Origin of the sequence: Kluyvera sichuanensis, assembly GCF_014218705.1 — a bacterium.
Classification (GTDB): Bacteria; Pseudomonadota; Gammaproteobacteria; order Enterobacterales; family Enterobacteriaceae; genus Kluyvera; species Kluyvera sichuanensis.
Map to the genome: position 1 here is coordinate 161,702 of NZ_JABBJF010000005.1, position 23,087 is coordinate 184,788.

The 23,087-nt window shown below is 56.7% G+C and carries 20 protein-coding genes; 10 read left to right on the forward strand and 10 right to left on the reverse strand.

Annotated elements, in window-relative coordinates; translation table 11 throughout:
• The first annotated feature begins 85 nt into the window (after positions 1-85).
• The 3 genes from avtA to HII27_RS08260 all read left to right on the forward strand — a co-directional run bounded on the left by avtA (position 86) and on the right by HII27_RS08260 (position 4,593).
• Entirely contained in the window at positions 86-1,339 is a 1,254-nt protein-coding gene (gene avtA / locus HII27_RS08250) for a valine--pyruvate transaminase (RefSeq protein ID WP_185667448.1), read from the forward strand.
• A 366-nt stretch (positions 1,340-1,705) separates the two neighbouring features.
• Complete coding sequence (locus HII27_RS08255; RefSeq protein WP_185667449.1) at positions 1,706-2,773, forward strand: collagen-like triple helix repeat-containing protein; 1,068 nt, start codon at positions 1,706-1,708, stop codon at positions 2,771-2,773.
• Positions 2,774-2,877: 104 nt separating this feature from the next.
• The gene (locus tag HII27_RS08260; protein WP_185667450.1) at positions 2,878-4,593 is read left to right on the forward strand and encodes a ShlB/FhaC/HecB family hemolysin secretion/activation protein; all 1,716 of its coding nucleotides are present in this window, start codon (positions 2,878-2,880) and stop codon (positions 4,591-4,593) included.
• On the opposite strand, the gene HII27_RS08265 is transcribed toward HII27_RS08260, so the two are convergent.
• Both HII27_RS08265 and HII27_RS08270 read right to left on the reverse strand, forming a co-directional pair.
• On the reverse strand, positions 4,585-5,046 hold the full coding sequence (locus HII27_RS08265; RefSeq protein WP_185667451.1) for a 4Fe-4S dicluster domain-containing protein: 462 nt from the start codon (positions 5,044-5,046) through the stop codon (positions 4,585-4,587). The two genes, HII27_RS08260 and HII27_RS08265, sit on opposite strands and share 9 nt — an antisense overlap.
• A gap of 121 nt (positions 5,047-5,167) precedes the next feature.
• Positions 5,168-5,986, reverse strand: coding sequence for an AraC family transcriptional regulator (locus HII27_RS08270; RefSeq protein WP_185667452.1), 819 nt, complete (start codon positions 5,984-5,986; stop codon positions 5,168-5,170).
• Positions 5,987-6,226: 240 nt separating this feature from the next.
• Between HII27_RS08270 and HII27_RS08275 the strand changes: the two genes are divergently transcribed.
• On the forward strand, positions 6,227-7,627 hold the full coding sequence (locus HII27_RS08275; RefSeq protein WP_185667453.1) for an MFS transporter: 1,401 nt from the start codon (positions 6,227-6,229) through the stop codon (positions 7,625-7,627).
• Between the two features lie 10 nt (positions 7,628-7,637).
• Entirely contained in the window at positions 7,638-9,608 is a 1,971-nt protein-coding gene (locus HII27_RS08280; RefSeq protein WP_185667454.1) for a glycoside hydrolase family 127 protein, read from the forward strand.
• Between the two features lie 129 nt (positions 9,609-9,737).
• Here the strand turns inward: HII27_RS08280 and yiaY are convergent, their stop codons facing one another.
• The 7 genes from yiaY to HII27_RS08315 form a co-directional block, all read right to left on the reverse strand.
• Positions 9,738-10,889 (reverse strand): L-threonine dehydrogenase, encoded by a 1,152-nt coding sequence (gene yiaY / locus HII27_RS08285; RefSeq protein ID WP_185667455.1) that lies wholly within the window; start codon positions 10,887-10,889, stop codon positions 9,738-9,740.
• A gap of 184 nt (positions 10,890-11,073) precedes the next feature.
• Positions 11,074-12,924 carry a selenocysteine-specific translation elongation factor gene (selB, locus tag HII27_RS08290; RefSeq protein WP_185667456.1) on the reverse strand — a complete coding sequence of 617 codons (1,851 nt, stop codon included), beginning with the start codon at positions 12,922-12,924 and terminating at the stop codon, positions 11,074-11,076.
• Entirely contained in the window at positions 12,921-14,312 is a 1,392-nt protein-coding gene (gene selA, locus HII27_RS08295; RefSeq protein WP_185667457.1) for an L-seryl-tRNA(Sec) selenium transferase, read from the reverse strand. The genes selB and selA overlap by 4 nt, the downstream gene beginning before the upstream one ends.
• 99 nt (positions 14,313-14,411) lie before the next feature.
• Positions 14,412-15,020, reverse strand: a complete 609-nt coding sequence (locus HII27_RS08300; protein WP_185667458.1) for a glutathione S-transferase — start codon at positions 15,018-15,020, stop codon at positions 14,412-14,414.
• Positions 15,021-15,094: 74 nt separating this feature from the next.
• Positions 15,095-16,231, reverse strand: a complete 1,137-nt coding sequence (locus HII27_RS08305) for an HlyD family secretion protein (protein WP_185667459.1) — start codon at positions 16,229-16,231, stop codon at positions 15,095-15,097.
• A gap of 2 nt (positions 16,232-16,233) precedes the next feature.
• Positions 16,234-16,599: a DUF3302 domain-containing protein gene (locus tag HII27_RS08310; protein WP_185667460.1), complete on the reverse strand. Its 366-nt coding sequence runs from the start codon at positions 16,597-16,599 to the stop codon at positions 16,234-16,236.
• 198 nt (positions 16,600-16,797) lie between these two features.
• A complete protein-coding gene (locus tag HII27_RS08315) occupies positions 16,798-17,010 on the reverse strand; it encodes a hypothetical protein (protein WP_185667461.1) in 213 nt (70 codons plus the stop codon).
• 274 nt (positions 17,011-17,284) lie between these two features.
• On the opposite strand from HII27_RS08315, the gene HII27_RS08320 reads away from it, so the two are divergent.
• The 5 genes from HII27_RS08320 to trmL all read left to right on the forward strand — a co-directional run bounded on the left by HII27_RS08320 (position 17,285) and on the right by trmL (position 22,187).
• The gene (locus HII27_RS08320; RefSeq protein ID WP_185667462.1) at positions 17,285-17,647 is read left to right on the forward strand and encodes a YibL family ribosome-associated protein; all 363 of its coding nucleotides are present in this window, start codon (positions 17,285-17,287) and stop codon (positions 17,645-17,647) included.
• A 280-nt stretch (positions 17,648-17,927) separates the two neighbouring features.
• Positions 17,928-19,583, forward strand: coding sequence for an L-lactate permease (gene lldP / locus HII27_RS08325; RefSeq protein WP_185667463.1), 1,656 nt, complete (start codon positions 17,928-17,930; stop codon positions 19,581-19,583).
• Complete coding sequence (gene lldR, locus HII27_RS08330) at positions 19,580-20,356, forward strand: transcriptional regulator LldR (protein WP_185667464.1); 777 nt, start codon at positions 19,580-19,582, stop codon at positions 20,354-20,356. The genes lldP and lldR overlap by 4 nt, the downstream gene beginning before the upstream one ends.
• Entirely contained in the window at positions 20,353-21,537 is a 1,185-nt protein-coding gene (gene lldD, locus HII27_RS08335; protein ID WP_185667465.1) for an FMN-dependent L-lactate dehydrogenase LldD, read from the forward strand. Before lldR ends, lldD begins: the two co-directional genes overlap by 4 nt.
• A 176-nt stretch (positions 21,538-21,713) precedes the next feature.
• Positions 21,714-22,187 (forward strand): tRNA (uridine(34)/cytosine(34)/5-carboxymethylaminomethyluridine(34)-2'-O)-methyltransferase TrmL, encoded by a 474-nt coding sequence (trmL, locus tag HII27_RS08340; RefSeq protein WP_185667466.1) that lies wholly within the window; start codon positions 21,714-21,716, stop codon positions 22,185-22,187.
• 66 nt (positions 22,188-22,253) lie between these two features.
• Here trmL and cysE read toward each other — a convergent pair whose 3' ends face one another.
• The gene (cysE, locus tag HII27_RS08345) at positions 22,254-23,075 is read right to left on the reverse strand and encodes a serine O-acetyltransferase (protein WP_185667467.1); all 822 of its coding nucleotides are present in this window, start codon (positions 23,073-23,075) and stop codon (positions 22,254-22,256) included.
• Positions 23,076-23,087: the final 12 nt, after the last annotated feature.

Below are 23,087 nucleotides of genomic sequence, written 5' to 3' on the forward strand. Positions count from 1 at the left end.
AGTACCTTCCGCGAGGTCATTTGCACCCCATCGTCAGTGGCGTTATCGTTATCGGCTTCACAGAACAAGCAATAGAAGCTCGGCTATGACATTTTCACTTTTTGGCGACAAATTCACCCGCCATTCGGGCATTACCCGCCTGATGGAAGACCTCAACGACGGTTTACGCACTCCAGGTGCCATCATGCTAGGCGGCGGTAACCCGGCGCAGATCCCTGAGATGAACGCGTACTTCAATAATCTACTGGCGGAGATGCTGGAAAGCGGCAAAGTCTCTGAAGCGCTGTGTAATTACGATGGTCCTCAGGGCAAAAATGAACTGCTCGTCGCCCTGGCCGATATGCTGCGCAATGAATTAGGTTGGGAGATCGGCCCACAGAATATTGCACTGACAAATGGCAGCCAAAGCGCATTTTTCTACTTGTTCAATCTGTTCGCCGGACGACGCGCGGATGGTTCTACTCGCAAAGTGCTGTTCCCGTTAACGCCAGAGTACATTGGCTATGCGGATTCCGGCCTCGAAGACGATCTGTTTGTCTCTACCCGCCCGCACATTGAACTGCTCCCGGAAGGGCAGTTTAAGTATCACGTCGATTTCGATAATTTACCGATCGGTGAAGACACCGGGATGATCTGCGTTTCACGCCCGACCAACCCAACGGGTAACGTGATCACCGACGATGAACTGAAACAGCTCGATGCATTGGCCAACCAGCACGGCGTCCCGCTGGTTATCGATAATGCCTACGGTGTTCCTTTCCCAGGAATCATCTTTAGCGAGGCGCGCCCGCTGTGGAACCCGAACACCGTGCTGTGCATGAGCCTGTCCAAACTCGGCCTGCCGGGTAGCCGCTGCGGCATCATCATTGCCAACGAGTCGATTATCACCGCCATCAGCAATATGAACGGTATCATCAGCCTTGCGCCGGGCGGCATTGGGCCGGCGATCATGTGCGAAATGATTAAGCGCCACGATCTGCTGCGACTGTCAGAAACGGTCATCAAGCCGTTCTACTACCAGCGAGTTCAGGAGACCATCGCCATCCTTCGCCGCTATTTACCGGAAGAGCGCTGCCTCATCCATAAGCCTGAAGGAGCCATCTTCCTGTGGCTGTGGTTTAAAGATTTGCCGATTACCACCGAAGTGCTCTATCAGCGTCTGAAAAAACGCGGCGTCCTGATGGTGCCCGGTGATTTCTTCTTCCCTGGGCTGGATAAACCCTGGCCGCATACCCACCAGTGTATGCGCATGAACTATGTGCCGGAGCCGGATAAAATTGAAGCCGGTGTCAAAATTCTTGCTGAAGAAATTGAATTAGCCTGGAATGAACAGCGTTAAAATATAATATATCAGCCTCCAAAATATGGAGGCTGATATTTTTCTGTGATCTGCATTGTTATTTTTGAAAAAGAAAATAGAAATACAGCCTAACTACCCCACTCGGATTACTCCCAATTTCAGCCTGCTATTTTATTACCACTAAACACTCGCACCCATTATTCATCATTGCTTAATATGTTAAATATGGAGTAACAACATGTTTCTCAAGAGCATATTTATTTACATAGCAGACTTTGTTTATGCTTAAGTTAAATCAGAGTTTTCCATACTTTCGTATGAAAAGAAACGCCCCATGCAAGGCTTAATTTTCACCATACACTGACTAATACGCACTCGGCGTTTTTAACTGGTGGAGATAAGATCATGGCCTCTAAAAAAATTAGCCAATTAAGCATAATTGCTATGGCGGTGCTTCTTGCTTTCTCACTCTCTGCCTGTAGCGGAAGCGGCGGGGGTTCACATTCAACGGCCAAAAACGGTACCACTTCGGGTAGCGGTTCTGGCGGTGGAGACGGCTCCGGCGGCGGCGATGGTAGCGGCGGCGGGAACGGTAATGGCAACTCGGGTAGCGGCAGCCAAACCGCTGGCAGCAGCATTCTGGGTGAAACCGGGAAAGCGGTATCCGGCGTGGGCGATACGTTGGGCGGTCTGGGTAGTCAGTTGACCAGCACGGCGGGCAACAACCCGGTCACCTCAACCATTTCAACTACCGTCACCGGCGTGGGTAACGCGGTCGATACCTTAGGAACCGGCGTAACCAACGGCGTTGGGAACTCATCAAACCCTAACGGCGTGGGGACGACGCTGCAGGGCACCACCAGTACCGTTACGGTGCTGGGGAATACGGTATCCGGCGTGGGTAGCAACCTGTCCACCAGCACCTCCGGCACTCCGGTTGCTGGGGTGACAGGGCTGGTCGGCAACGTGGTGAATAGCGCGGGTCAGATTGTCAGCAGCACCGGCACAGGCTTAACCAGCACCCTGCAAAGCCCAGGTGCCGTCGCCGCCACAACTGGCGTGACTTCCGTCGTCAATAACACGCTTTCTGGGGTCCAGGGCGTTACTCAGGGCGTCGGGACAACGACCGGTTTAGGCACTCCGGTTAACGGTCTGCTCACCCAGGTGGGCACCACCGTAAGCGGGCTTGGTAACAACGTCAGCACCTCAACGCCGGCACTGGGCGGCGTCGGGCAGGTGGTCACTAGCGTTGGGAATATCGTAACGGATGCCGGTGGCTTAGTGAAACCTACCGGCACCCAGACCAGCAGCGGTGGCCTGCTGGCGAGCGCTTCACTGGGCGGCACGGTCAGTTCATTAACCAATACGCTCAACGTCAGCACCTCTGCTAACGCCAGCGCCAGCAGCTCTTCAACCACTACCACGACCAGTCCTTTAGGTGGTCTGCTTAGCGGGTTAACGTTAAAAAAATAAGCTATATATTTATTAATGCTTTCCGTGCCCCCGCAATGGGGGCACGTTTTTCAGCAGAATAACAATAATCATCCTTGCACAATAAAATACACAAGGAACGCGTCATGAAAACGACCCTGGCTTATGCGCTATCGGGGGTTGTTCTGCTTAATATAGCCAGAGCAGACACATTACCCGCATTGATTGACCCCAATAACCCGGCAAAAGCGGAACATAACAGCACGCCGCAAGCCCCTCCTGCAGCAGCCCCGAGTTTAACCGTAAGCGTTCCTAAAAATAAATTAACACCGGAAACGCTTATTAAAGTCGATCATATTCAATTTATTGGCGGCACGGTATATCCGTTAAAAGAGCTCTTGCAGCCTTTTGTTCCCTATGCACGCAAACAGGTTCCGTTAAAAACGTTGGTCGGGCTTATTAATGATATTACGCTGCGCTACCGCGCTGACGGCTATCCGCTCTCCTACGCGTGGCTTCCGGATGACAACTTTCATGACGGCACGATCAAAATCGTTCTAGTGGAAGGCTATGTTGCGCACAGCGACATTCAAAGTAATAACCCCAATCTGGCAGAGCGCTTAAAGCGGCTTGCAGCCAAAATCATGGCCGAGAAGCCGCTGACACAGGCAACCTTCGACCGCTATACCCAGTTGATGACCCGTACCCCCGGCGTCACCGTCGATGCCAGCGCGCAACTGCCGCAAAACATCTATGGCGCCGCGGCCATGCAGGCTAAAAGTATTCAGCCGCATATCTGGGATATTTCATCGACCATTGATACCCGTCGCAGCCAGAACATGGCCTTCGTCACCGGGTCGCTGAGCAACTTAACCAGCTATGGCGATCAGCTCGGGCTGGCGACATTGATTCCACTCGACAGCTCAACGCGGAAATCCTATTTAGGGTTGAACTATCAACAGTTCCTGACCGACGACGGGCTGATGATGCAGCTCAAAGGCAGCTTCTACCGCGACAACCCGCGGGACTATACGCCGTTACAGTACTACTCGGGCGGCTACTTAGATTCCCGGCAGGAAACCACGCAATATAACGGCGGCGCGATGTTCAGCTATCCGATTATCTTAACCGGCAAGCAGCAGCTCAACGTCAATGGAGGCATCGACTACACCGACCGCCGGAACGACAACCACATCCGCCAGGTTGAGAACACACAAACGGTCGATAGCCTCGATCTCAAAAGCCACGTTCGCTACCCGGCATTTGAGTTCGGCATCAACGGCCTGCAGGCATTCGACCGCGCCAGTATTAACGGCAAGCTGACGCTGCGTCAGGGCGTGGATATTTCGTCAATGGCGGATGCCGCGCCGGCTTTCGGCAACGATCTCTCCTTCACGCTATGGAAAAGCAATATTGATGCGGCCTGGATGATCACCGACAAATGGCGCCTCTCCACGTCAATGGAGGGTGACTGGTCAGATAACGACTTGCCCGAACCTGAACGCGTCAGCTTCGGTGCCCAGCGCTTTGGCCGCGGCTACCAGGACGGAGAGGCCAGCGGTGACTACGGTTATGGTGGGCAGGTTGAGCTTCGCTACGTGCATCCGATAAAAGAGAACAGCTGGGTTGCCACCGTGCAGCCGTACGTGCTGACCGACACCGCCCAGACCTGGTTTAACGCGCCGGGGCTGCCGCATCAGCGGCTTGCGTCTGTTGCCACCGGGGTGATGTTTGGCGACAACAAGCACTACAGCCTGACGGTAGAGGCCGCGCGCCCGGTGGGCGATGTGCCCACCGACAGCCACAATCGTGACTGGCGCTACAGCCTGACGTTCAGCTGGAACTTCAACAACCTACATTAATCCCGGCACCGGGCGCTGGCTAACGTCAACACAGGCCAGCGCTCCCGTCGGACAGGCCGCCATGCAGGCGGGGCCTTCTTCGCGATGACGGCATAAATCGCACTTTATCGCCTGCGGTCGTCGCCCCTGCACGCTGACGTTCATCGCCCCAAAAGGACACGCCAGCATACAGCTCTTACAACCGATGCACAGTGCCTGCTGAACAGCAACCACGCCGTTTTCACGCTGGATCGCGCCGGTGGGGCACACGTTACTGCACGGCGCATCTTCACACTGATGGCAGGCCACCGCCGTGGAAAACATCCCGCCCTTCACCACCCGAATGCGAGGAAGAAACGCCTCGCGCGAGACGCTAGCACACGCCTGTTCATCCTGATGCGCCACTACGCAGGCCACTTCACAGGTTCGACAGCCAATGCACTTTAAAGAATCAGCGACAATAAACGGGTTCATTCCCCACTCCGTTGCGAGAGATAAACCCTAAGAGTGCCAGAGCGGCGAGGCGATATGCTTTGATCCGAGGTGGGGAATGGGCATTTTTTGATAAATGCCAGAGTCAATTCAGTCGTTTGCCTCAGGCCGAATTGATATGTTCCTTACAGTACCGCCGCTTCCACGCGGCGGGCGTCAGCCCGGTGTGCTTACGGAAAATTTGTCGGAAATACCCCACATCGGCAAAACCGCACTGCTCGGCCACTTCTTTTAGTGAGCCTGCATGGTTACTCAGCAGCTTCTCCGCCGCCTTTACCCGCTGGCGATGGATGGCTTCGGTGATGGTGAGGTGGAAAACGCGGCGATAAACGCGCCCCAGATAGTCCGCGTTGCAGTGCAGCTCCCGCGCTAACATGGAAGTCGACAGCGGGAGATGGTAGCGCGTGTGGATCACCTGCTGGGCTTTCCATGCCAGCGCCGCGCCGCCTTCATCCTTTGGCTCCGCCTGCTGCGCCGAAAGCGAAATATGCTGCAATATCAACAGTAAAATCAGTTCAAGCGAGGCGTTGCGCTGAATTTTTTCCTGCTCGTTGAGAAACTGGCGAAACAACGATGTCAGGTAATGAGGGTCGTGTAGCGTGGTCTGCTGAGGGATAGCTAACTGCATTAACAGCGGGTGCGGCGATGCCGAGGCGCTAATCTCGAAATGCAGCCAGTAGAATTTCAGGTCGGCGGGAAAATCCTCGATACCAACGTGTCGGCGACCGGGCCAGAGCAACAGGCTATCGCCCGCGGCAACGTGAAAAATTCGCTCCTCCTCCTGAATCGCTAATGTCCCTTTTTCAACAAACAGCACCTCCCACGAACGCAGCCTGCGGGCCGGATGCCGACCCACGCCCCGGGAGATAAACAGCCCACCGTTTTGCACCTTAATCGGAAGCGCTATGGATAGATTGAGCATAAATATTAATAATCCCGCTTGTTCGCCAAAAACAAACACCCTTTCTATTTGATTATTAACAATTAAAGTCGTTTATGCTCGATCACCTTCACACTTTTCCAATCAGGTCGGAATTACCCACTTTTTATACTTCTTTGTGACCTTGTTGGTCTTCGTTTTCCAGGCAAAATTAAACAGGTCATGACACAACAACAATATCCCTACTAAAAGCAGACATCTCCACACTGCGAGGAGCATCCCATGACCGCTACACCCATTTCCACCAGCGAGGTTGTGCCGGGTACCCTGGACGAGAAGTTAACCGTTCGGGAGAAAATCGGCTACGGCCTTGGCGATGCAGGCGGCACCGTCATTACCTGTCTCATCGGCAACTTTCTCACCTTTTTCTACACCGACGTTTTTGGCCTGACGCCCGCGGTCGTTGGTACGCTCTTTATGGTACTTCGCATTTTTGATGCAATTTCCGACCCGATTATGGGCGTGGTCGCAGACCGTACCCGCAGCCGCTGGGGGCGCTTTCGCCCATGGCAGCTGTGGATTGCGGTTCCCATTGCGATTGTCGGCGTGCTGACCTTTACCGTGCCCGATGCCAGCATGGGCGTAAAAATTGCCTGGGCCTTCGGTACCTATCTGCTGCTCTCCATTAGCTACACCGCCATTAACGTCCCTTATTGCGCGCTGATTAACACCATGACTACGCGCCATAGCGAGGTGATCTCCTGCCAGGCCTGGCGCTTTGTACTGTGCGGCGTGGCGGGCTTTTTGGTCTCCGTCGGCCTGCCGTGGTTGGTGAACGTACTGGGTCAGGGCAACAGCGCTCAGGGCTATCAGTATGGCGTGGGCATCCTCTGCGCGATTGCCGCCGTGATGTTCCTGTGCTGCTTCTTCTGGGTTCGCGAGCGCGTTTCGCTGGACATGATGGGCAAATTCACCCTGCGTGAACACATCGCCGGGCTGCGTAAAAACGACCAACTGCTGCTGATGCTGCTGATGTCCTTCCTGCTGATCAACGTGTTTAATATTCGCGGCGGCGGCTATATGTACTTCATCACCTACGTCCTCGGCGGCTCTACCGGCTACACCTCGCTGTTCTTCACCATGGTGACCTTCGCGTCTATTTTCGGTTCGGTGATCATCAACTTCCTGTCGCGCCGCTTTGATACCGTCAAACTGTACTACCACACCAACCTGGTACTGGCGGCGCTCGCCGTGCTGATGTGGTTCTTACCGACCGGGGCCGCCTACCAGACGCTATGGCTGGCCGTTATCCTCGGCAACGGCATCATTCTGGGCTTTACGCTGCCGCTGCACTTCTCCCTGATGGCCTTCTCCGATGATTACGGCGAGTGGAAAACCGGCGTACGTTCATCCGGCATGAACTTCGCCTTCAATCTGTTTTGCATCAAGCTCGCCTGGGCATCCAGCGCCGGCATCATCAGCCTGGTGTTTATCTACGTCGCCTATCAGCCGGGCGCAGGCAATCAAACCGCCTCGTCACTGGCCGGGATCACCGCCACCGAGACGCTGTTACCGGCGCTGTTCCACCTGCTGCTGGCGTTCTCCATCCGCGCCTGCAAGCTCACTAACCCTATGATGTCGCGCATTGCTACCGACCTGCGCGCGCGTCACGTTTCATCCTGAGGAGTTTGTCATGTCCGCTATGGAAGTCGATTTGCATACCTTGAAAGTGAATGACCCGTTTTTCGCCCAGTACCAGCAGTTGGTGCGCGATGTGGTGATCCCGTATCAATGGGATGCGCTGAATGACCGGATAGACGACGCTGAGCCGAGCCACGCAATAGAGAATTTCCGCATCGCCACCGGGCAGCAGGAGGGGGAATTTTACGGCATGGTCTTCCAGGACAGCGACGTAGCGAAATGGCTGGAAGCCGTCGCCTGGTCGCTATGCCAAAAGCCAGATGCCGAGCTTGAACGCACCGCCGATGAAGTCATCGAACTGGTGGCCGCCGCCCAGTGCGAAGACGGCTATCTCAACACCTACTTTACGGCGAAAGCGCCTGATGAACGCTGGACCAACCTGGCCGAATGCCACGAGCTTTACTGTGCCGGGCATATGATAGAAGCGGGCGTAGCCTTCTTCCAGGCCACCGGCAAGCGCCGCCTGCTCGAGGTGGTATGCCGCCTGGCTGACCATATCTACCAGGTCTTTGGCACCGGTGAGCAGCAGATCCACGGCTATCCGGGCCACCCAGAGATCGAACTGGCGCTGATGCGCCTGTATGAAGTGACTCAGGAGCCACGCTACATGGCGCTGGTCAATTATTTCGTCGAAGAACGCGGCAAGCAGCCGCACTTCTATGACGACGAGTACGAAAAACGCGGTCACACCTCCTACTGGCATACCTACGGCCCGGCCTGGATGGTGAAAGATAAAGCCTACAGCCAGGCGCACCAGCCGCTTGCCGAGCAGCAAACCGCTATCGGCCATGCGGTGCGCTTTGTCTACCTGATGACCGGCGTGGCGCACCTTGCCCGGCTAAGCCATGACGAAAGTAAACGCCAGGACTGTCTGCGCCTGTGGAACAACATGGCGCAGCGTCAGCTGTACATTACTGGCGGCATCGGTTCTCAAAGCAGCGGGGAAGCCTTTAGCAGCGACTACGACCTGCCGAACGACACGGTCTACGCCGAAAGTTGCGCCTCGATTGGCCTGATGATGTTCGCCCGCCGCATGCTGGAAATGGAAGGCGACAGCCAGTATGCCGACGTCATGGAACGCGCCCTGTATAACACGGTGCTCGGCGGTATGGCGCTGGACGGGAAACACTTCTTCTACGTTAACCCACTGGAAGTGCACCCAAAAACGCTGCAGTTTAACCACATCTACGACCACGTGAAGCCCGTGCGCCAGCGCTGGTTCGGCTGCGCCTGCTGCCCACCGAATATCGCCCGCGTGCTGACCTCCATCGGCCACTATATCTACACGCCGCGCGAAGATGCGCTGTACGTGAACCTCTACATTGGCAACAGCGTAGAAGTGCCGGTGGGCGATCGAACGCTACGCCTGCGCATTAGCGGCAACTATCCGTGGCAGGAGCAGGTCAAGGTAGCCATTGATTCACCGGATCCGCTGACCCACACGCTGGCGCTGCGTCTGCCTGACTGGTGCAGCGCGCCGCAGGTGGCGCTGAACGGCCGTGACGTCGCGGGGACGGTGAAAAAAGGCTATCTGCATATCAGCCGCACTTGGGTTGAGGGCGATACGCTCACCCTGACAATGCCGATGCCGGTGCGCCGCGTCTACGGTAACCCGCTGGTGCGCCACGTCGCTGGGAAAGTCGCCGTGCAGCGTGGGCCGCTGGTCTACTGCCTGGAGCAGGCCGATAACGGTGAAGAACTGCATAACCTGTGGCTGCCGGATAACGCAGTGTTTACCGAGCTGGAAGGCAAAGGCATTTTCGCCCACAAGGTTTTGCTGCAGGCGCAAGGCGTGAAATACACCACGCGTCATCCAGAAAAGCAGTCGTTGTGGCATTACGACACGGCGCCAGCCGAACGTCAGACGCAGACGCTGACCTTTATTCCGTGGTTTAGCTGGGCTAACCGTGGCGAGGGGGAAATGCGTATTTGGGTTAACGAAGAAAAGTCAGCGGAGATGTAACCATTGTAGCCCGGACGAGGCGTGAATACGCCGACTCCGGGTCCCCCGGCGGCGCTGCGCTTGGCCGGGCTACAGGCACAAAAAAAGCAGAACGCAAGCGTTCTGCTTTTTTTTAACGCCGAGTCCGAATTACATCGCCGCGCGGAAAATCGCCATGATCTCTTCGTGGGTGGCCTGGATAGGGTTAGTGAAACCGCACGCGTCTTTCAGTGCGTTGGTTGCCAGCACCGGGATATCCTCTTCTTTCACGTTCAGGTCACGCAGGCCAGCAGGAATATTCACCTGACGCGCCAGTTTACGGATCGCATCAACGCATGCCGCCGCGCCCTGCTCGTCGTTCATCGCGCTCACGTCGATATTCATCGCTTTCGCGCAATCGCGCAGACGTGCAGCAGCCACTTTGCTGTTGAACACCTGAACGTGCGGCAGCAGTACCGCGTTGCAAACGCCGTGCGGCAGGTCGTAGAAACCGCCCAGCTGGTGCGCCATGGCGTGAACGTAGCCCAGGGAAGCATTGTTGAACGCCATGCCCGCCAGGAACTGCGCATAGGCCATCGCTTCACGCGCTTCGCTATTGCTGCCCTGTTCAACGGCAGTCGGCAGGTTTTCAACAATCATGGTGATCGCTTTCAGCGCACACGCATCGGTAATCGGCGTTGCGGCGATAGAAACGTAGGCTTCGATAGCATGAGTCAGCGCATCCATACCGGTGGCGGCAGTCAGCCCTTTCGGCATGCCTTCCATCAGGGAGGAGTCGTTAACGGACAGCACTGGCGTCACATGTTTGTCGACAATCGCCATTTTGATATGACGCGTCACGTCGGTGATGATGCAGAAACGGGTCATTTCAGACGCCGTACCCGCGGTAGTGTTAATCGCGATCATCGGCAGCTGCGGTTTTGCAGAGCGGTCAACGCCTTCGTAATCACGGATATCGCCGCCGTTGGCTGCCACCAGCGCGATCCCTTTCGCGCAGTCGTGCGGGGAACCACCGCCCAGGGAGATGACGCAATCGCAATCATTGGCGCGCAGCATTTCCAGACCTTCTTCAACGTTAACCGTCGTTGGGTTCGGATGAGTACCATCAAATACCACGCTCAGAATGTCGAATTCCTGCAGACGTTTCTGGATATCGCCCGCGACACCTAGCTTATTCAGCACCGCATCGGTGACAATCAGCGCACGGCGATAGCCATACGCTTTCATTGTATTCATTGCGTCATTCAACGCGCCATTACCGATGACATTCACTGATGGAATGAAAAAAGTCGATGCAGCCATGATAGTTCCTTTATTTAATAAGCAGGCTCCCGAGGCTATAGCAATATTTATCGAGAAAACCCGATCAAGTTGGCATTTTTATCCATGAATAAAATAAAAAGCACGCCATGTTATTGTTTATGGTGTGCTTTTTAGAGTTTTATATATCTATGTATTTTATTTGATATCTTTTCGCATTGATTTGTTAATTTTTATTATCCGGGAACAATAGCGCATCGCGTAATAAGTGGTCGTTGCCACGGCGGCGGGTAAAACCAATACGGTTAAAATATTCCAGTATCTGAATCGCCAGCTTACGGCCGACGTTGAGCTTATCGCGGAAATCCGCCGCGCAGGTCGAGCCTTTTTCCTGGTCGAGTTCGCGGATCATGCTCGCAAAGGTCACAATCCGGTCATTGCGATAATAGCGGTCTTTGACAATCGCGGTGATCATCCCCTGCTGCGCCGCCAGGCGTAACACGCTGCGCATGGTGTTCTCATCGGTAGCCGTTTGCGTCGCCAGGTCACGTACCCACCACGGCTCGTCGCCAAACAACGGCGCGGCTTTCTGCCATACCGCCTGCTGTTCATCGGTAAAGCCTGCCTTATGGTCCGGCAGATGCAGCCAGCCATGATGGCTGGCAATCACGCCGCTTTCACGCATTTGCTCGATAAGCGTCAGCACCAGCGCTTCGTCTTCCATCGGTAACGCAATGCGGCGTAAGCGCTCGCGCCCCGGGCCCGGCTCATCTTTGTGCTGCTCATGATAAATCGCCAGCGCGTCCAGCAGTTTGCGCTGCCAGCGGGCCGCCAGCGGCGCATCCAGCAGGCTGTCGCCCGCGAGAATAAAGCCCGGCTGAGCAATCAGCTTCTCAAGGCCCTGGGGACTCAACTGACGCGCCCAGGCAAAATCACGCAGATTAACGGCATCGCGGGTGAGATGCACCGCCAGCGCCTGCGCATCTTCTTTGGCCAGCGCCAATGCGGCAATCCACGCCAGATATTCAGGTTTACGCTTGCCGCGACGCGGCGAATTGAGCGTCACCACGCGTGCCCCGGCCAGCGTCACTTTTGCCGAGATATCGCGCAGTACCAGACGGTCGTTATCCGCCAGCCACAGCGGTGCATCGAGCACCAGTTCGGCCAGATTATCTTCCAGCAACGACACGCGCCCGGTGATATGGCTCGCCGCATGGTGGATATGCAGCGGCTGCCACTGGGTCAGCGGTACGTGGCTTTGCAGTTCGACAATCACCCGTTCAGACGGCGCAGGCGGCGCTTCGCTCAGCAGCCAGTCACCACGGTTAAGATCTTCTTTTTGCGCGGCACCGGCGATATTCAGCGCAATACGTTGGCCACCGTGGGCCTGTTCGACAGGCTGATTCTGCGCATGCAGGCCGCGCACGCGCATCGGCGTGTCCATGCCGGTGAGCCACAGCGTGTCGCCCACGCGCACATCGCCCGACAGCGCCGTACCGGTCACCACCAGCCCCGCGCCTTTAACGGTAAACGCGCGGTCAATCGCCAGACGAAAACGCTGGTTTTCTGGATGTTCGCGGGCAGTCAGCTGGCGCAAATGGTCGCGCAGCGCATCAATACCGCGGTTTTCCGTCGCGGCGGTTTCAAACAGCGTCGCCTGCTCAAAGCCGTATTCACACAGAACATCGGCAACTTCACGGCGAACCTCTTCAATACGCGCGGCATCAACGCGGTCGACCTTGGTTAAGGCGACGGTCAGCGTCGGGTTACCGGTCAACTGAAGAATCGCCAGATGCTCACGCGTTTGTGCCATCACGCCGTCATCGCATGCCACCACCAGCAGGGCATGGTCAATGCCGCCAACGCCTGCCAGCATATTGGAGAGGAATTTTTCATGCCCGGGGACGTCGATAAAGCCCAGCACACGCCCATCCGGCTGCGGCCAGTAGGCGTAACCGAGGTCAATCGTCATACCGCGGGATTTCTCTTCCGGCAGGCGGTCGGCGTTAATGCCGGTGAGCGCCTGCAGCAGGGTGGTTTTGCCGTGGTCTACGTGACCGGCGGTGGCAATAATCATTTCAGCAACATCTCCAGGAATCGGGGTTCATCTTCAAGGCAGCGTAAATCAAGCCACAGACGCCCATCATAAATACGGCCAATGACCGGAACGGGCAGGCTGCGCCAGGCGCTGGAAAGCGCCTCCAGCCGGCTACCTCTGCCATCCAGCGGCGTCAGCGCAATCGCGGCGCTCGGCAGGCTTTCAGACGGCAGCGAACCGCTACCAATCTGCGACGCGCACGGCATGACCTGCACCGCAAACTCATCGCCATAGCGCTGCTGCAGCGGCTCGCGCAGGCGTAACGCCTGCTGGTGAATCTCTTCCGCCGGGCGGCTTAGCAGACGCAGCGTCGGCAGCTCTGCCGCCAGTTTTTCCGGGTGCAAATAGAGGCGCAGCGTGGCTTCCAGCGCGGCGAGCGTCATTTTATCGGCGCGCAGCGCACGTTTAAGCGGGTGCTGCTGTAACTGGGCTATCAGCGCCTTTTTACCAACGATAATCCCGGCCTGCGGGCCACCGAGCAGTTTGTCGCCGGAGAAGCTGACCAGGCTGACGCCTGCGGCAATCATCTCCTGCGGCATGGGTTCTTTCGGCAGACCGTAGCGGCTGAGATCGATAAGCGAACCGCTGCCGAGATCGGCGACTACCGGTACGCCAAGCTCGCGACCAATTTCCGCCAGCTCCGCTTCTTCTACCGATTTGGTAAAGCCTTCAATGCTGTAGTTGCTGGTATGTACCTTCATCAGCAGCCCGGTGTTGTCGTTGAAGGCCTGACGGTAATCTTTCGCGTGAGTGCGGTTGGTGGTGCCCACTTCATGCAGCACACAGCCCGCCTGACGCATCACGTCGGGAATGCGAAACGCACCGCCAATCTCCACCAGCTCACCGCGTGAAACCACCACTTCTTTTCCCGCCGCCGTCGCCGCCAGCATCAGCAGCACCGCCGCGGCGTTGTTATTCACGATGCAGGCATCTTCCGCACCGGTTAAACGGCACAGCAGGTCGGCCAGCGCGCGGTCACGGTGCCCTCGCCCCGCACCGTCGAGATCGTACTCCAGCGTCACCGGGTCACGCATTGCCTGGGTGACGGCATCAATCGCCGCCTGCGCCTGCTGCGCGCGCCCGAGGTTAGTGTGCAGCACGGTACCCGTCAGGTTGATGACCGGGCGTAATGCGCTTTGCGCATCGCGGTTCAAACGGCACAGCGTCTCCTGCGCCCAATTTTCGCACCAGGCGGGAAGCGTCTGCTGCTCGCGAATGCAAAGGCGCGCCTCGTCCTGCATCTGGCGGAGCTGTTCCACCACCTGCGAGTGACCATGGGTATCGAGTAAACGGGCAAAAGCGGGATCGCGAAGCAGGCGATCGGTCGCCGGAAGCTGGCTGTAGAGCGAACGGGTATCGGTAGTCATGAATAGGCCTGACGGTTAAATGTTACCCCTCCCGACGGGAGAGGGAGTCATAAGGGAGGGATTGTACAATGTACAGCGGCTCCGCGTTATAGCGTTCAATCAAGCCTTTGGCGGTTCGGTGCGCGCAAAGCTTTCACGCAGGAAGAGCGTTTCGGCGAGCTTCACCAGATTTGGCCTTTCCACGCACCAGCCCGGCGCAATGCGGCGGAAGTTCAGGTAACCAATCGCACAGGCAATCGCGATGGTGGCCAGGTTGAGGGTGTCGGTTTTTAGCGTACCGTCGGCCAGATAACCTTCCAGCGCATCCAGGCTGCGGCGAATTTTTTCACGCTGGCGCAGCACTTCGGCTTCCGACTGCTGCGCGGCTGGGCGAGCCTGTTCACGTACGGAGGCCAGGCCAGCATCCATAATGCCGTCAGCCAGCGATTCCATCTGACGTACTTTCAGCGCGGCTAGCGGGTCACGCGGCACCATCTCCGGCGCAACGCCCAACAGCTCGATGTACTCGGCGATAATCGGTGAGTCGAACCAGCACTCGCCGTCATCCGTCACCAGCGCGGGCACTTTACCCAGCGGGTTGTACTGCGCCACGCCGTTTTCAGCGTTGTAGGGCTGTTCGTTAACAAACTCAAAGGCGATCCCCTTTTCCAGTAAGAGGACCGATATTTTGCGTACAAATGGGCTGGTGTAGCTGCCGACCAGTTTCATTATCATCTCCTTTGCGCCAACAAAGAGATCAGTATGGCTCAGGCAGCCGCGTTCGCCCTCTGCTTTTTACCCGTCTAGTGATCCAGATAGAGATAATGCATCCAGCTGGTCATACGCAGCAGGACTTTACGCATTACCGAGACGTGGGCGAAATGGTCAGAGTAAACGGCAACCTGCGCGTAGATACCGTCCGGCAGTGAATCCACCTCTTCGTTAGGGTCTAAATCAATCAGCGCCATGACGCCGTCCGTCCCCGGCACCACCGTCAGCGATTGCAGCGCCCCCTGCGCCTGATACGAGCCCCCGGGCACCACCGGCAGTATGCTGGCGAGCTTACCGTGGAACACCTGGCCGGGCAGCGCGTTAAACACCACTTCAGCATCATCGCCCGCTTCCAGTCGCAGCAGCGAGTTCTGGCGGAACTGCGCCACTATCTGCCGTTTCTGTTCCGGGATAAACACCATCACCGGGCGCAGCGGCAGCGCAGCGGCGTAGGTACCTGGGCGAATCAGCACCTGCGTGGCGTAGCCGTCGCTCGGAGCGCGAACCACCGTCTGGTCGAGGTTATATTTGGCTTCCGCCAACTGTGCGCGCAGGCTGACAATCTGCGACTGCTCACCGTTGACCATGCTGTCCAGTTGGCTCTTAATTTGCGACTGCTCGGCAACCGAGCCTTTGACCATCGCATCCAGGGCCAGATAGTTCTGCCGGGCGTTATCGATATCGCTTTCGGAGAAAGGGTTCACCCGTGCCTGGCTGCCCTTGAGATAGCGCTGGTAGTCTTTGTACAAGCGGTCACGCTCTGCGGAAACCCGCGTGGTATTGGCCTGCGCTTCGGAAAGCTGGCCCTTCAGGGTATCAACATTGTGCGTGGCGGTGACGAGGTCAGCCTGGAGGCGGTCGACCCGCGCCTGATAGCGGGTTGGGTCGAGTTTAAATAACACCTCGCCTTTTTTAATCAGCTGGTTATTTTTATCCGTCACTTCGCTGACTACACCGGTGACCTGCGGCGTAATTGGAATGGAAATCACCGCCTTCTGGGCCGTAAAGGTATAAGGGTGGTTATAGTTCATTAATAAAATAAGTCCGCTAACTAAAAAGACACCGCCTAATGCCGCGGTTGCCAGCGTCCATTGATTCACCGGAATACGGAATATTTTAAATACCGCCCACGCGAGCGCGACGTAGGTCAAAACAATCAGCAGATCCATGTTTATTGCTCCGCAGTCGTGTCAGCCGAGGGGCGAATTTCCGCCAGCTTTTGCTCAAGATCCGTCACCCTTTGGGTAAGCCGGGCAAGCGTATCGTCAGCGGGTGGCTGAGGCTCTGGCGCAGGAATATGCGACTGCATGCCCCACCCCCGGTCGGGCTGGTAGAGCGTCGCCCAGATCCATAAAAACGGCCATATCACATGCAGAGTAAACAGACTAACCCACCCGGCGGTATGAATCGCATCGGCATGGGGATGGTTGCGTTTTTTCGCGATGTTATAGGGAATATCATGAATCATGATGATTCCGTAAAACAGCACCAGAAAGACGAAGATGAGCACACCCAACGCAAAATAGTTTAGAAACATACCTGCCTCAGATTCACGCTATTCGGGTTTTTGAGATGTTTGGCGGCCGAATACACGACTGACCGATATGTTGAAAATAATGCTCAAACGCTATTTTCGCCATCACCCGGCGGGGTAATTTTTATTTCTGGAGAGAGGCAAGCCTATCCCGGGTAATACCCAGTGCATTACCCGTTTGAGAAACAGCCCAAACCGACGCTATTTGTGCTGCGAATCTACCGGACGGTACAGGTTGCGATAGTAGGCCAAACGCTCAAGGAACATCCCGGCTTTATCTTCCGGAATATCGTCCGGCACGCGATCGTTATGCGGCTTTTTGTGCAGGTACTCGACAAACGCCTGGCTGGAGGCCATAAAATCGACCGCTTTATCGATAATCTGCGGAATGTTTTCACCCATTTTATTGCTCATCGCACGTCCTCCTCATCGATTAACCTTATCTTAAGAATGGATAATCAACGCCAACCCGGTTAAGGAAAATGTGCGGATTTTTGTCACTTATTTTCAAAAAAGCGATCGCGTTAACTCATTCTATAAATCACTTTATAATTCATATTGTTATTTAAATAATTTGCTAATTATCACACAAAGAAACTTCTCCATTTTGTATAATTAACTACCAGAAATGAGCGACAACGCGCATACTAGAGGCTATTACGTCTATTTGTTATCAGATACCGGCAACATGAAAGAAATCGAAAAAAACGAAATTAAACGCCTGAGCGACCTGCTTGATGCGATCCGCCACCAGCAGGCAGCGCTGTCCCTGGTGGAAGGCGCCGAAAAGTACGCTGAGCTTGAAGTTGAAAAAACCAAGCTTGAAACGGAAATCGCGCGTCTGCGTGAAGTCCGTACTCAGAAGCTGAGTAAAGAAGCACAGCAACTGACCAAACTGCCGTTCAGCCGTGCGATTACCAAAAAAGAACAGGCCGACATGGGCAAGCTGAAGAAAAGCGTCCGCGGTCTGGTGGTTGTACACCCAATGAGCGCGCTTGGCCGCGAAATGGGCCTGCAGGAGATGACCGGGTTCGCGAAGAGCGAGTTCTAAGTCACCTCCCCTGAACCTTCTCCCGCCGGGAGAAGGTTGTCTTTCCTCCCCAAAACCTCTCCCGCAATTGGCCCAACCAATTTCACAACCAAATCGCTATTGGTTCACAATTCCATAATCTCTAGTCACAAACACATTGCTAGAACATAACATTTAGTTAACCATTCATTGGCATTACCCCTACATCACCATATTGGCAGGGCCACTTTTACACAAACCGTGACGCAGAGCTGAGCATAGACTCACCGCAACCGGCGCGTGTGGCCCCCTGGAGACCTGCATGAGCCTCTGGCAACAAAACTACGACCCGGCTGGGAATATCTGGCTGTCTAGTCTGATCGCATCACTTCCGATCCTGTTCTTCTTCTTCGCGCTGATTAAGCTCAAGCTGAAAGGCTATGTCGCGGCAAGCTGGACGGTATTTATCGCGCTGGCCGTGGCGCTGTTGTTCTACAAGATGCCGGTTGATCGCGCGCTGGCGTCGGTGGTTTACGGCTTCTTCTACGGCCTGTGGCCGATTGCCTGGATTATTATCGCCGCCGTTTTCGTCTACAAAATCTCGGTGAAGACCGGACAGTTCGACATTATTCGTTCGTCGATCCTCTCGATTACCCCGGACCAGCGCCTGCAAATGCTGATTGTTGGCTTCTCCTTCGGTGCATTCCTCGAAGGGGCAGCGGGCTTTGGCGCGCCGGTGGCGATTACCGCCGCGCTGCTGGTTGGCCTTGGCTTTAACCCGCTGTATGCCGCAGGCCTGTGCCTTATCGTCAACACCGCGCCGGTGGCGTTCGGTGCAATGGGAATTCCGATTCTGGTTGCTGGTCAGGTGACCGGGCTCGATAGCTTCCACATTGGTCAGATGGTGGGTCGCCAGTTGCCGTTCCTGACCATTATCGTGCTGTTCTGGATCATGGCGATTATGGACGGCTGGCGCGGCGTCAAAGAGACCTGGCCTGCCGTGATGGTCGCGGGCGGTTCGTTTGCTATCGCCCAGTACCTCAGCTCCAACTTCCTCGGGCCGGAACTGCCGGACATCATCTCTTCACTGGTTTCACTGGTGTGTCTGACGCTGTTCCTCAAGCGCTGGCAGCCGGTACGTATTTTCCGCTTCGGCGATATGGGCGCTTCGCAGGTCGATATGAACCTGTCACGCACTCACTACACCGCAGGGCAAGTGATTCGCGCCTGGTCACCGTTCCTGTTCCTGACCGCGACCGTCACCCTGTGGAGCATCCCTCCGTTTAAAGCACTGTTCGCACCGGGCGGCGCGTTGTATGACCTGGTGATTAACATTTCAGTACCGTACCTCGACAAGCTGGTTGCTCGTATGCCTCCAGTGGTAAGTCAGGCCACGGCCTATGCGGCGGTGTATAAGTTCGACTGGCTGTCAGCGACTGGCACCGCGATTCTGTTTGCTGCCCTGCTTTCTATCGTCTGGCTGCGTATGAAGCCAAAAGATGCCATCAGCACCTTTGGCTCCACGCTGAAAGAGCTGGCGTTACCGATTTACTCCATCGGCATGGTGCTGGCGTTCGCCTTTATCTCGAACTACTCCGGCCTGTCGTCGACGCTGGCACTGGCGCTGGCGCATACCGGCCATGCGTTCACCTTCTTCTCACCGTTCCTGGGTTGGCTCGGCGTGTTCCTGACCGGTTCAGACACCTCTTCTAACGCCCTGTTCGCCGCGCTTCAGGCGACCGCCGCGCAGCAGATTGGCGTGTCGGATGTGCTGTTGGTTGCCGCCAACACCACCGGCGGCGTGACCGGGAAGATGATTTCACCGCAGTCCATCGCCATTGCCTGTGCGGCGGTTGGCCTGGTGGGTAAAGAGTCTGACCTGTTCCGCTTTACCGTGAAACACAGCCTGATCTTCACCTGTATGGTGGGCGTGATAACGACGCTGCAGGCTTACGTCTTAACCTGGATGATTCCGTGATAATACTGCCCAAACGTCTGTCAGACGATGTCGCCTGCCGCGTGCGGGCACTGATTGAAGAACAGCAACTGGAGGCGGGCATGCGATTGCCCGCCGAAAGAAAGCTGGCAGCTCAGCTTGGCGTCTCGCGCAACTCTCTGCGCGAAGCGCTGGCGAAGCTGGTGAGCGAAGGACTACTGCTTAGCCGTCGCGGCGGCGGCACCTTCGTGCGCTGGCAACATGAGGGCTGGTCTGAACAGAATATTGTGCAGCCGCTGAAAACCCTGCTGGCCGATGACCCTGACTACAGTTTCGATATCCTTGAAGCCCGCCACGCCATCGAAGCCAGCACCGCATGGTACGCCGCGATGCGCGCGACCGATGCCGACAAAGAGAAAATCCGCCTCTGCTTTGAAGCCACCCAGAGCGACGACCCGGATCTCGCCTCACAGGCCGACGTGCGTTTCCATCTGGCCATCGCCGAGGCATCTCACAACGTGGTGCTGCTGCAAACCATGCGCGGCTTTTTCGACCTCCTGCAGTCCTCAGTCATTCAGAGCCGCGAGCGCATGTATCTGGTGCCACCGGTCTTTGCGAAGCTCACCGAGCAGCATCTGGCCGTACTGAACGCCATTACCGCTGGCGATGCCGAAGGCGCCCGTCAGGCGATGATGGCGCACCTCGGCTTTGTCCACACCACCATAAAACGTTTTGATGAAGACCTGGCCCGCCAGGCGCGGATCACCCGCCTGCCCGACGACCACACTGAACTTTCCAGGGAGAAAAAAGCATGATTATTTCCGCCGCGAGCGACTATCGCGCTGCCGCCCAGCGCATCCTGCCACCGTTCTTGTTCCACTATATTGACGGTGGCGCGTATGCAGAACACACCCTGCGCCGCAACGTGGAAGACCTGTCAGATGTGGCGCTGCGCCAGCGTATCCTGAGAAATATGTCCGACCTAAGCCTCGAAACCACGCTGTTCAAAGAGCAGCTTTCTATGCCAGTCGCCCTGGCACCGGTTGGCTTATGTGGTATGTACGCCCGTCGCGGTGAGGTGCAGGCCGCCGCCGCCGCCGATGCCAAAGGTGTTCCGTTTACGCTTTCCACCGTGTCGGTTTGCCCAATTGAAGAAGTGGCACCAACCATCAAGCGCCCGATGTGGTTCCAGCTGTACGTGCTGCGCGATCGCGGCTTTATGCGCAACGCGCTGGAGCGCGCCAAAGCGGCGGGCTGTTCAACGCTGGTCTTTACCGTCGATATGCCAACCCCGGGCGCGCGCTATCGTGACGCTCACTCCGGCATGAGCGGCCCGAATGCCGCCATGCGCCGCTACTGGCAGGCCGCCACCCATCCACAGTGGGCGTGGGACGTGGGCCTGAACGGTCGCCCGCACGACTTAGGCAATATCTCCACCTACCTCGGCAAGCCAACCGGGCTGGAAGATTACATCGGCTGGCTGGCGAATAACTTCGATCCATCCATCTCGTGGAAAGACCTGGAGTGGATCCGCGAATTCTGGGATGGCCCGATGGTGATCAAAGGGATCCTCGACCCGGAAGATGCCCGCGACGCGGTGCGCTTCGGCGCCGACGGGATCGTCGTCTCCAACCACGGCGGCCGCCAGCTCGACGGCGTGCTCTCTTCCGCCCGCGCGCTGCCAGCCATTGCCGACGCGGTGAAAGGCGATATTACGATCCTCGCCGACAGCGGTATCCGTAATGGCCTGGATGTCGTGCGCATGATTGCGCTGGGCGCGGACAGCGTACTGTTAGGCCGCGCGTATCTGTATGCGCTGGCGACACACGGCCAGGCGGGCGTGGCTAATCTGCTGAATCTGGTTGAGAAAGAGATGAAGGTGGCGATGACGCTGACCGGAGCGAAATCGATTAAAGAGATTAGCCGTGATTCGCTAGTGCAGAGCGGCGAAGTGGCGCAGGCGTTTGGAGCAATTAAACAAGGGAGCGCGGCGTAGGTCCGTGCGGTTTTTCCCCCTCACCCTAACCCTCTCCCCGTAGGGGCGAGGGGACTGTTCTGTATCGTTTGCTCGCCCGCAGACCTGCTCTGCTCCCTCTCCCTTTCAGGGAGAGGGCCGGGGTGAGGGTTTCCCCAAATTCTGCTATCCTGCCCCCCGCAATCCAAGGGGGCAGTATGCTTAACATCGTTTTATTCGAACCTGAAATCCCGCCGAATACCGGGAACATCATCCGTCTGTGCGCCAACACCGGCTTTCGTCTGCATATCATCGAACCGATGGGCTTTGCCTGGGACGACAAACGCCTACGCCGCGCCGGGTTGGACTACCATGAGTTCACTGCCGTTACACGCTATGCCAATTACGCCGCCTTTGTTGAGCGCGAAAACCCGCAGCGTCTGTTTGCCCTGACCACCAAAGGTACGCCCGCACACAGCGCGGTGAACTATCAGGACGGTGACTATCTGATGTTTGGCCCGGAAACGCGCGGGCTGCCTGCAACCATTCTGGACGCGCTGCCGCCGGAGCAAAAAATCCGTATTCCAATGATGCCGGACAGCCGCAGCATGAACCTGTCAAACGCGGTGTCGGTGGTGGTGTATGAAGCGTGGCGCCAGCTGGGGTATCCTGGCGCGGTATTGCGCAGCTAGTGCCTTGCCCGGGCTACATTTGAAGGTAGCCCGGCGGAATGAAGCGACGCCGGGAAAACAGCAACGTTAAATCCCGTCGCCGTACTCAAACCCGTGGTTGATGCCGTTGAAGTGCTGATCCATATCCATCGCCGGTTTATCCGACTCCGGCTTGCCGACGATACGCGCCGGTACGCCCGCAGCGGTGGTGTGTGGTGGCACCGGCTGGAGAACTACCGAGCCCGCGCCAATCTTCGCCCCGCGACCCACTTCAATATTGCCGAGGATCTTCGCCCCGGCACCAATCATCACGCCTTCGCGGATTTTCGGGTGACGGTCGCCGCTGGTTTTACCGGTACCGCCGAGGGTCACGGACTGTAGGATAGAGACGTCGTTTTCGATAACCGCGGTTTCGCCCACCACAATACCGGTCGCGTGGTCGAGCATGATGCCGCGGCCAATCTTCGCCGCCGGGTGGATATCCACCTGGAACGACACCGATACCTGGTTTTGCAGGAAAATGGCCAGCGCGCGTCGCCCCTGCGCCCACAGCCAATGGCCGATACGGTAAGCCTGTAAGGCGTGGAAGCCTTTCAGATACAGCAGCGGCGTAGAATATTTGTCGACCGCCGGGTCACGGGTGCGCACGGCCTGAATATCACAGGCGGCAGCAGCGATCATTTCCGGGTCTGCGGCGTAGGCCTCTTCCACCACTTCGCGAATAGCGATGGCGGGCATAATTGGCGAAGCCAGCTTGTTGGCGAGCATGTAGCTTAAGGCGCTGCCGAGGTTTTCGTGCTTGAGTAACGTCGCGTGATAGAAACTGGCGAGCATAGGCTCACAGTCCGCCAGAGCCCTGGCTTCCGCTTTAATATTGTTCCAGACAATTTCCAGTTCTTCACACGACATTGCTTACTCCAG

What these genes read in the sequence shown, in the direction of transcription:
- avtA (WP_185667448.1), top strand. Translation starts at nt 86, where the DNA reads ATGACATTTTCACTTTTTGGCGACAAATTCACCCGCCATTCGGGCATT.
- HII27_RS08255 (WP_185667449.1), top strand. Translation starts at nt 1,706, where the DNA reads ATGGCCTCTAAAAAAATTAGCCAATTAAGCATAATTGCTATGGCGGTG.
- HII27_RS08260 (WP_185667450.1), top strand. Translation starts at nt 2,878, where the DNA reads ATGAAAACGACCCTGGCTTATGCGCTATCGGGGGTTGTTCTGCTTAAT.
- HII27_RS08265 (WP_185667451.1), bottom strand. Translation starts at nt 5,046, where the DNA reads ATGAACCCGTTTATTGTCGCTGATTCTTTAAAGTGCATTGGCTGTCGA.
- HII27_RS08270 (WP_185667452.1), bottom strand. Translation starts at nt 5,986, where the DNA reads ATGCTCAATCTATCCATAGCGCTTCCGATTAAGGTGCAAAACGGTGGG.
- HII27_RS08275 (WP_185667453.1), top strand. Translation starts at nt 6,227, where the DNA reads ATGACCGCTACACCCATTTCCACCAGCGAGGTTGTGCCGGGTACCCTG.
- HII27_RS08280 (WP_185667454.1), top strand. Translation starts at nt 7,638, where the DNA reads ATGTCCGCTATGGAAGTCGATTTGCATACCTTGAAAGTGAATGACCCG.
- yiaY (WP_185667455.1), bottom strand. Translation starts at nt 10,889, where the DNA reads ATGGCTGCATCGACTTTTTTCATTCCATCAGTGAATGTCATCGGTAAT.
- selB (WP_185667456.1), bottom strand. Translation starts at nt 12,924, where the DNA reads ATGATTATTGCCACCGCCGGTCACGTAGACCACGGCAAAACCACCCTG.
- selA (WP_185667457.1), bottom strand. Translation starts at nt 14,312, where the DNA reads ATGACTACCGATACCCGTTCGCTCTACAGCCAGCTTCCGGCGACCGAT.
- HII27_RS08300 (WP_185667458.1), bottom strand. Translation starts at nt 15,020, where the DNA reads ATGAAACTGGTCGGCAGCTACACCAGCCCATTTGTACGCAAAATATCG.
- HII27_RS08305 (WP_185667459.1), bottom strand. Translation starts at nt 16,231, where the DNA reads ATGGATCTGCTGATTGTTTTGACCTACGTCGCGCTCGCGTGGGCGGTA.
- HII27_RS08310 (WP_185667460.1), bottom strand. Translation starts at nt 16,599, where the DNA reads ATGTTTCTAAACTATTTTGCGTTGGGTGTGCTCATCTTCGTCTTTCTG.
- HII27_RS08315 (WP_185667461.1), bottom strand. Translation starts at nt 17,010, where the DNA reads ATGAGCAATAAAATGGGTGAAAACATTCCGCAGATTATCGATAAAGCG.
- HII27_RS08320 (WP_185667462.1), top strand. Translation starts at nt 17,285, where the DNA reads ATGAAAGAAATCGAAAAAAACGAAATTAAACGCCTGAGCGACCTGCTT.
- lldP (WP_185667463.1), top strand. Translation starts at nt 17,928, where the DNA reads ATGAGCCTCTGGCAACAAAACTACGACCCGGCTGGGAATATCTGGCTG.
- lldD (WP_185667465.1), top strand. Translation starts at nt 20,353, where the DNA reads ATGATTATTTCCGCCGCGAGCGACTATCGCGCTGCCGCCCAGCGCATC.
- trmL (WP_185667466.1), top strand. Translation starts at nt 21,714, where the DNA reads ATGCTTAACATCGTTTTATTCGAACCTGAAATCCCGCCGAATACCGGG.
- cysE (WP_185667467.1), bottom strand. Translation starts at nt 23,075, where the DNA reads ATGTCGTGTGAAGAACTGGAAATTGTCTGGAACAATATTAAAGCGGAA.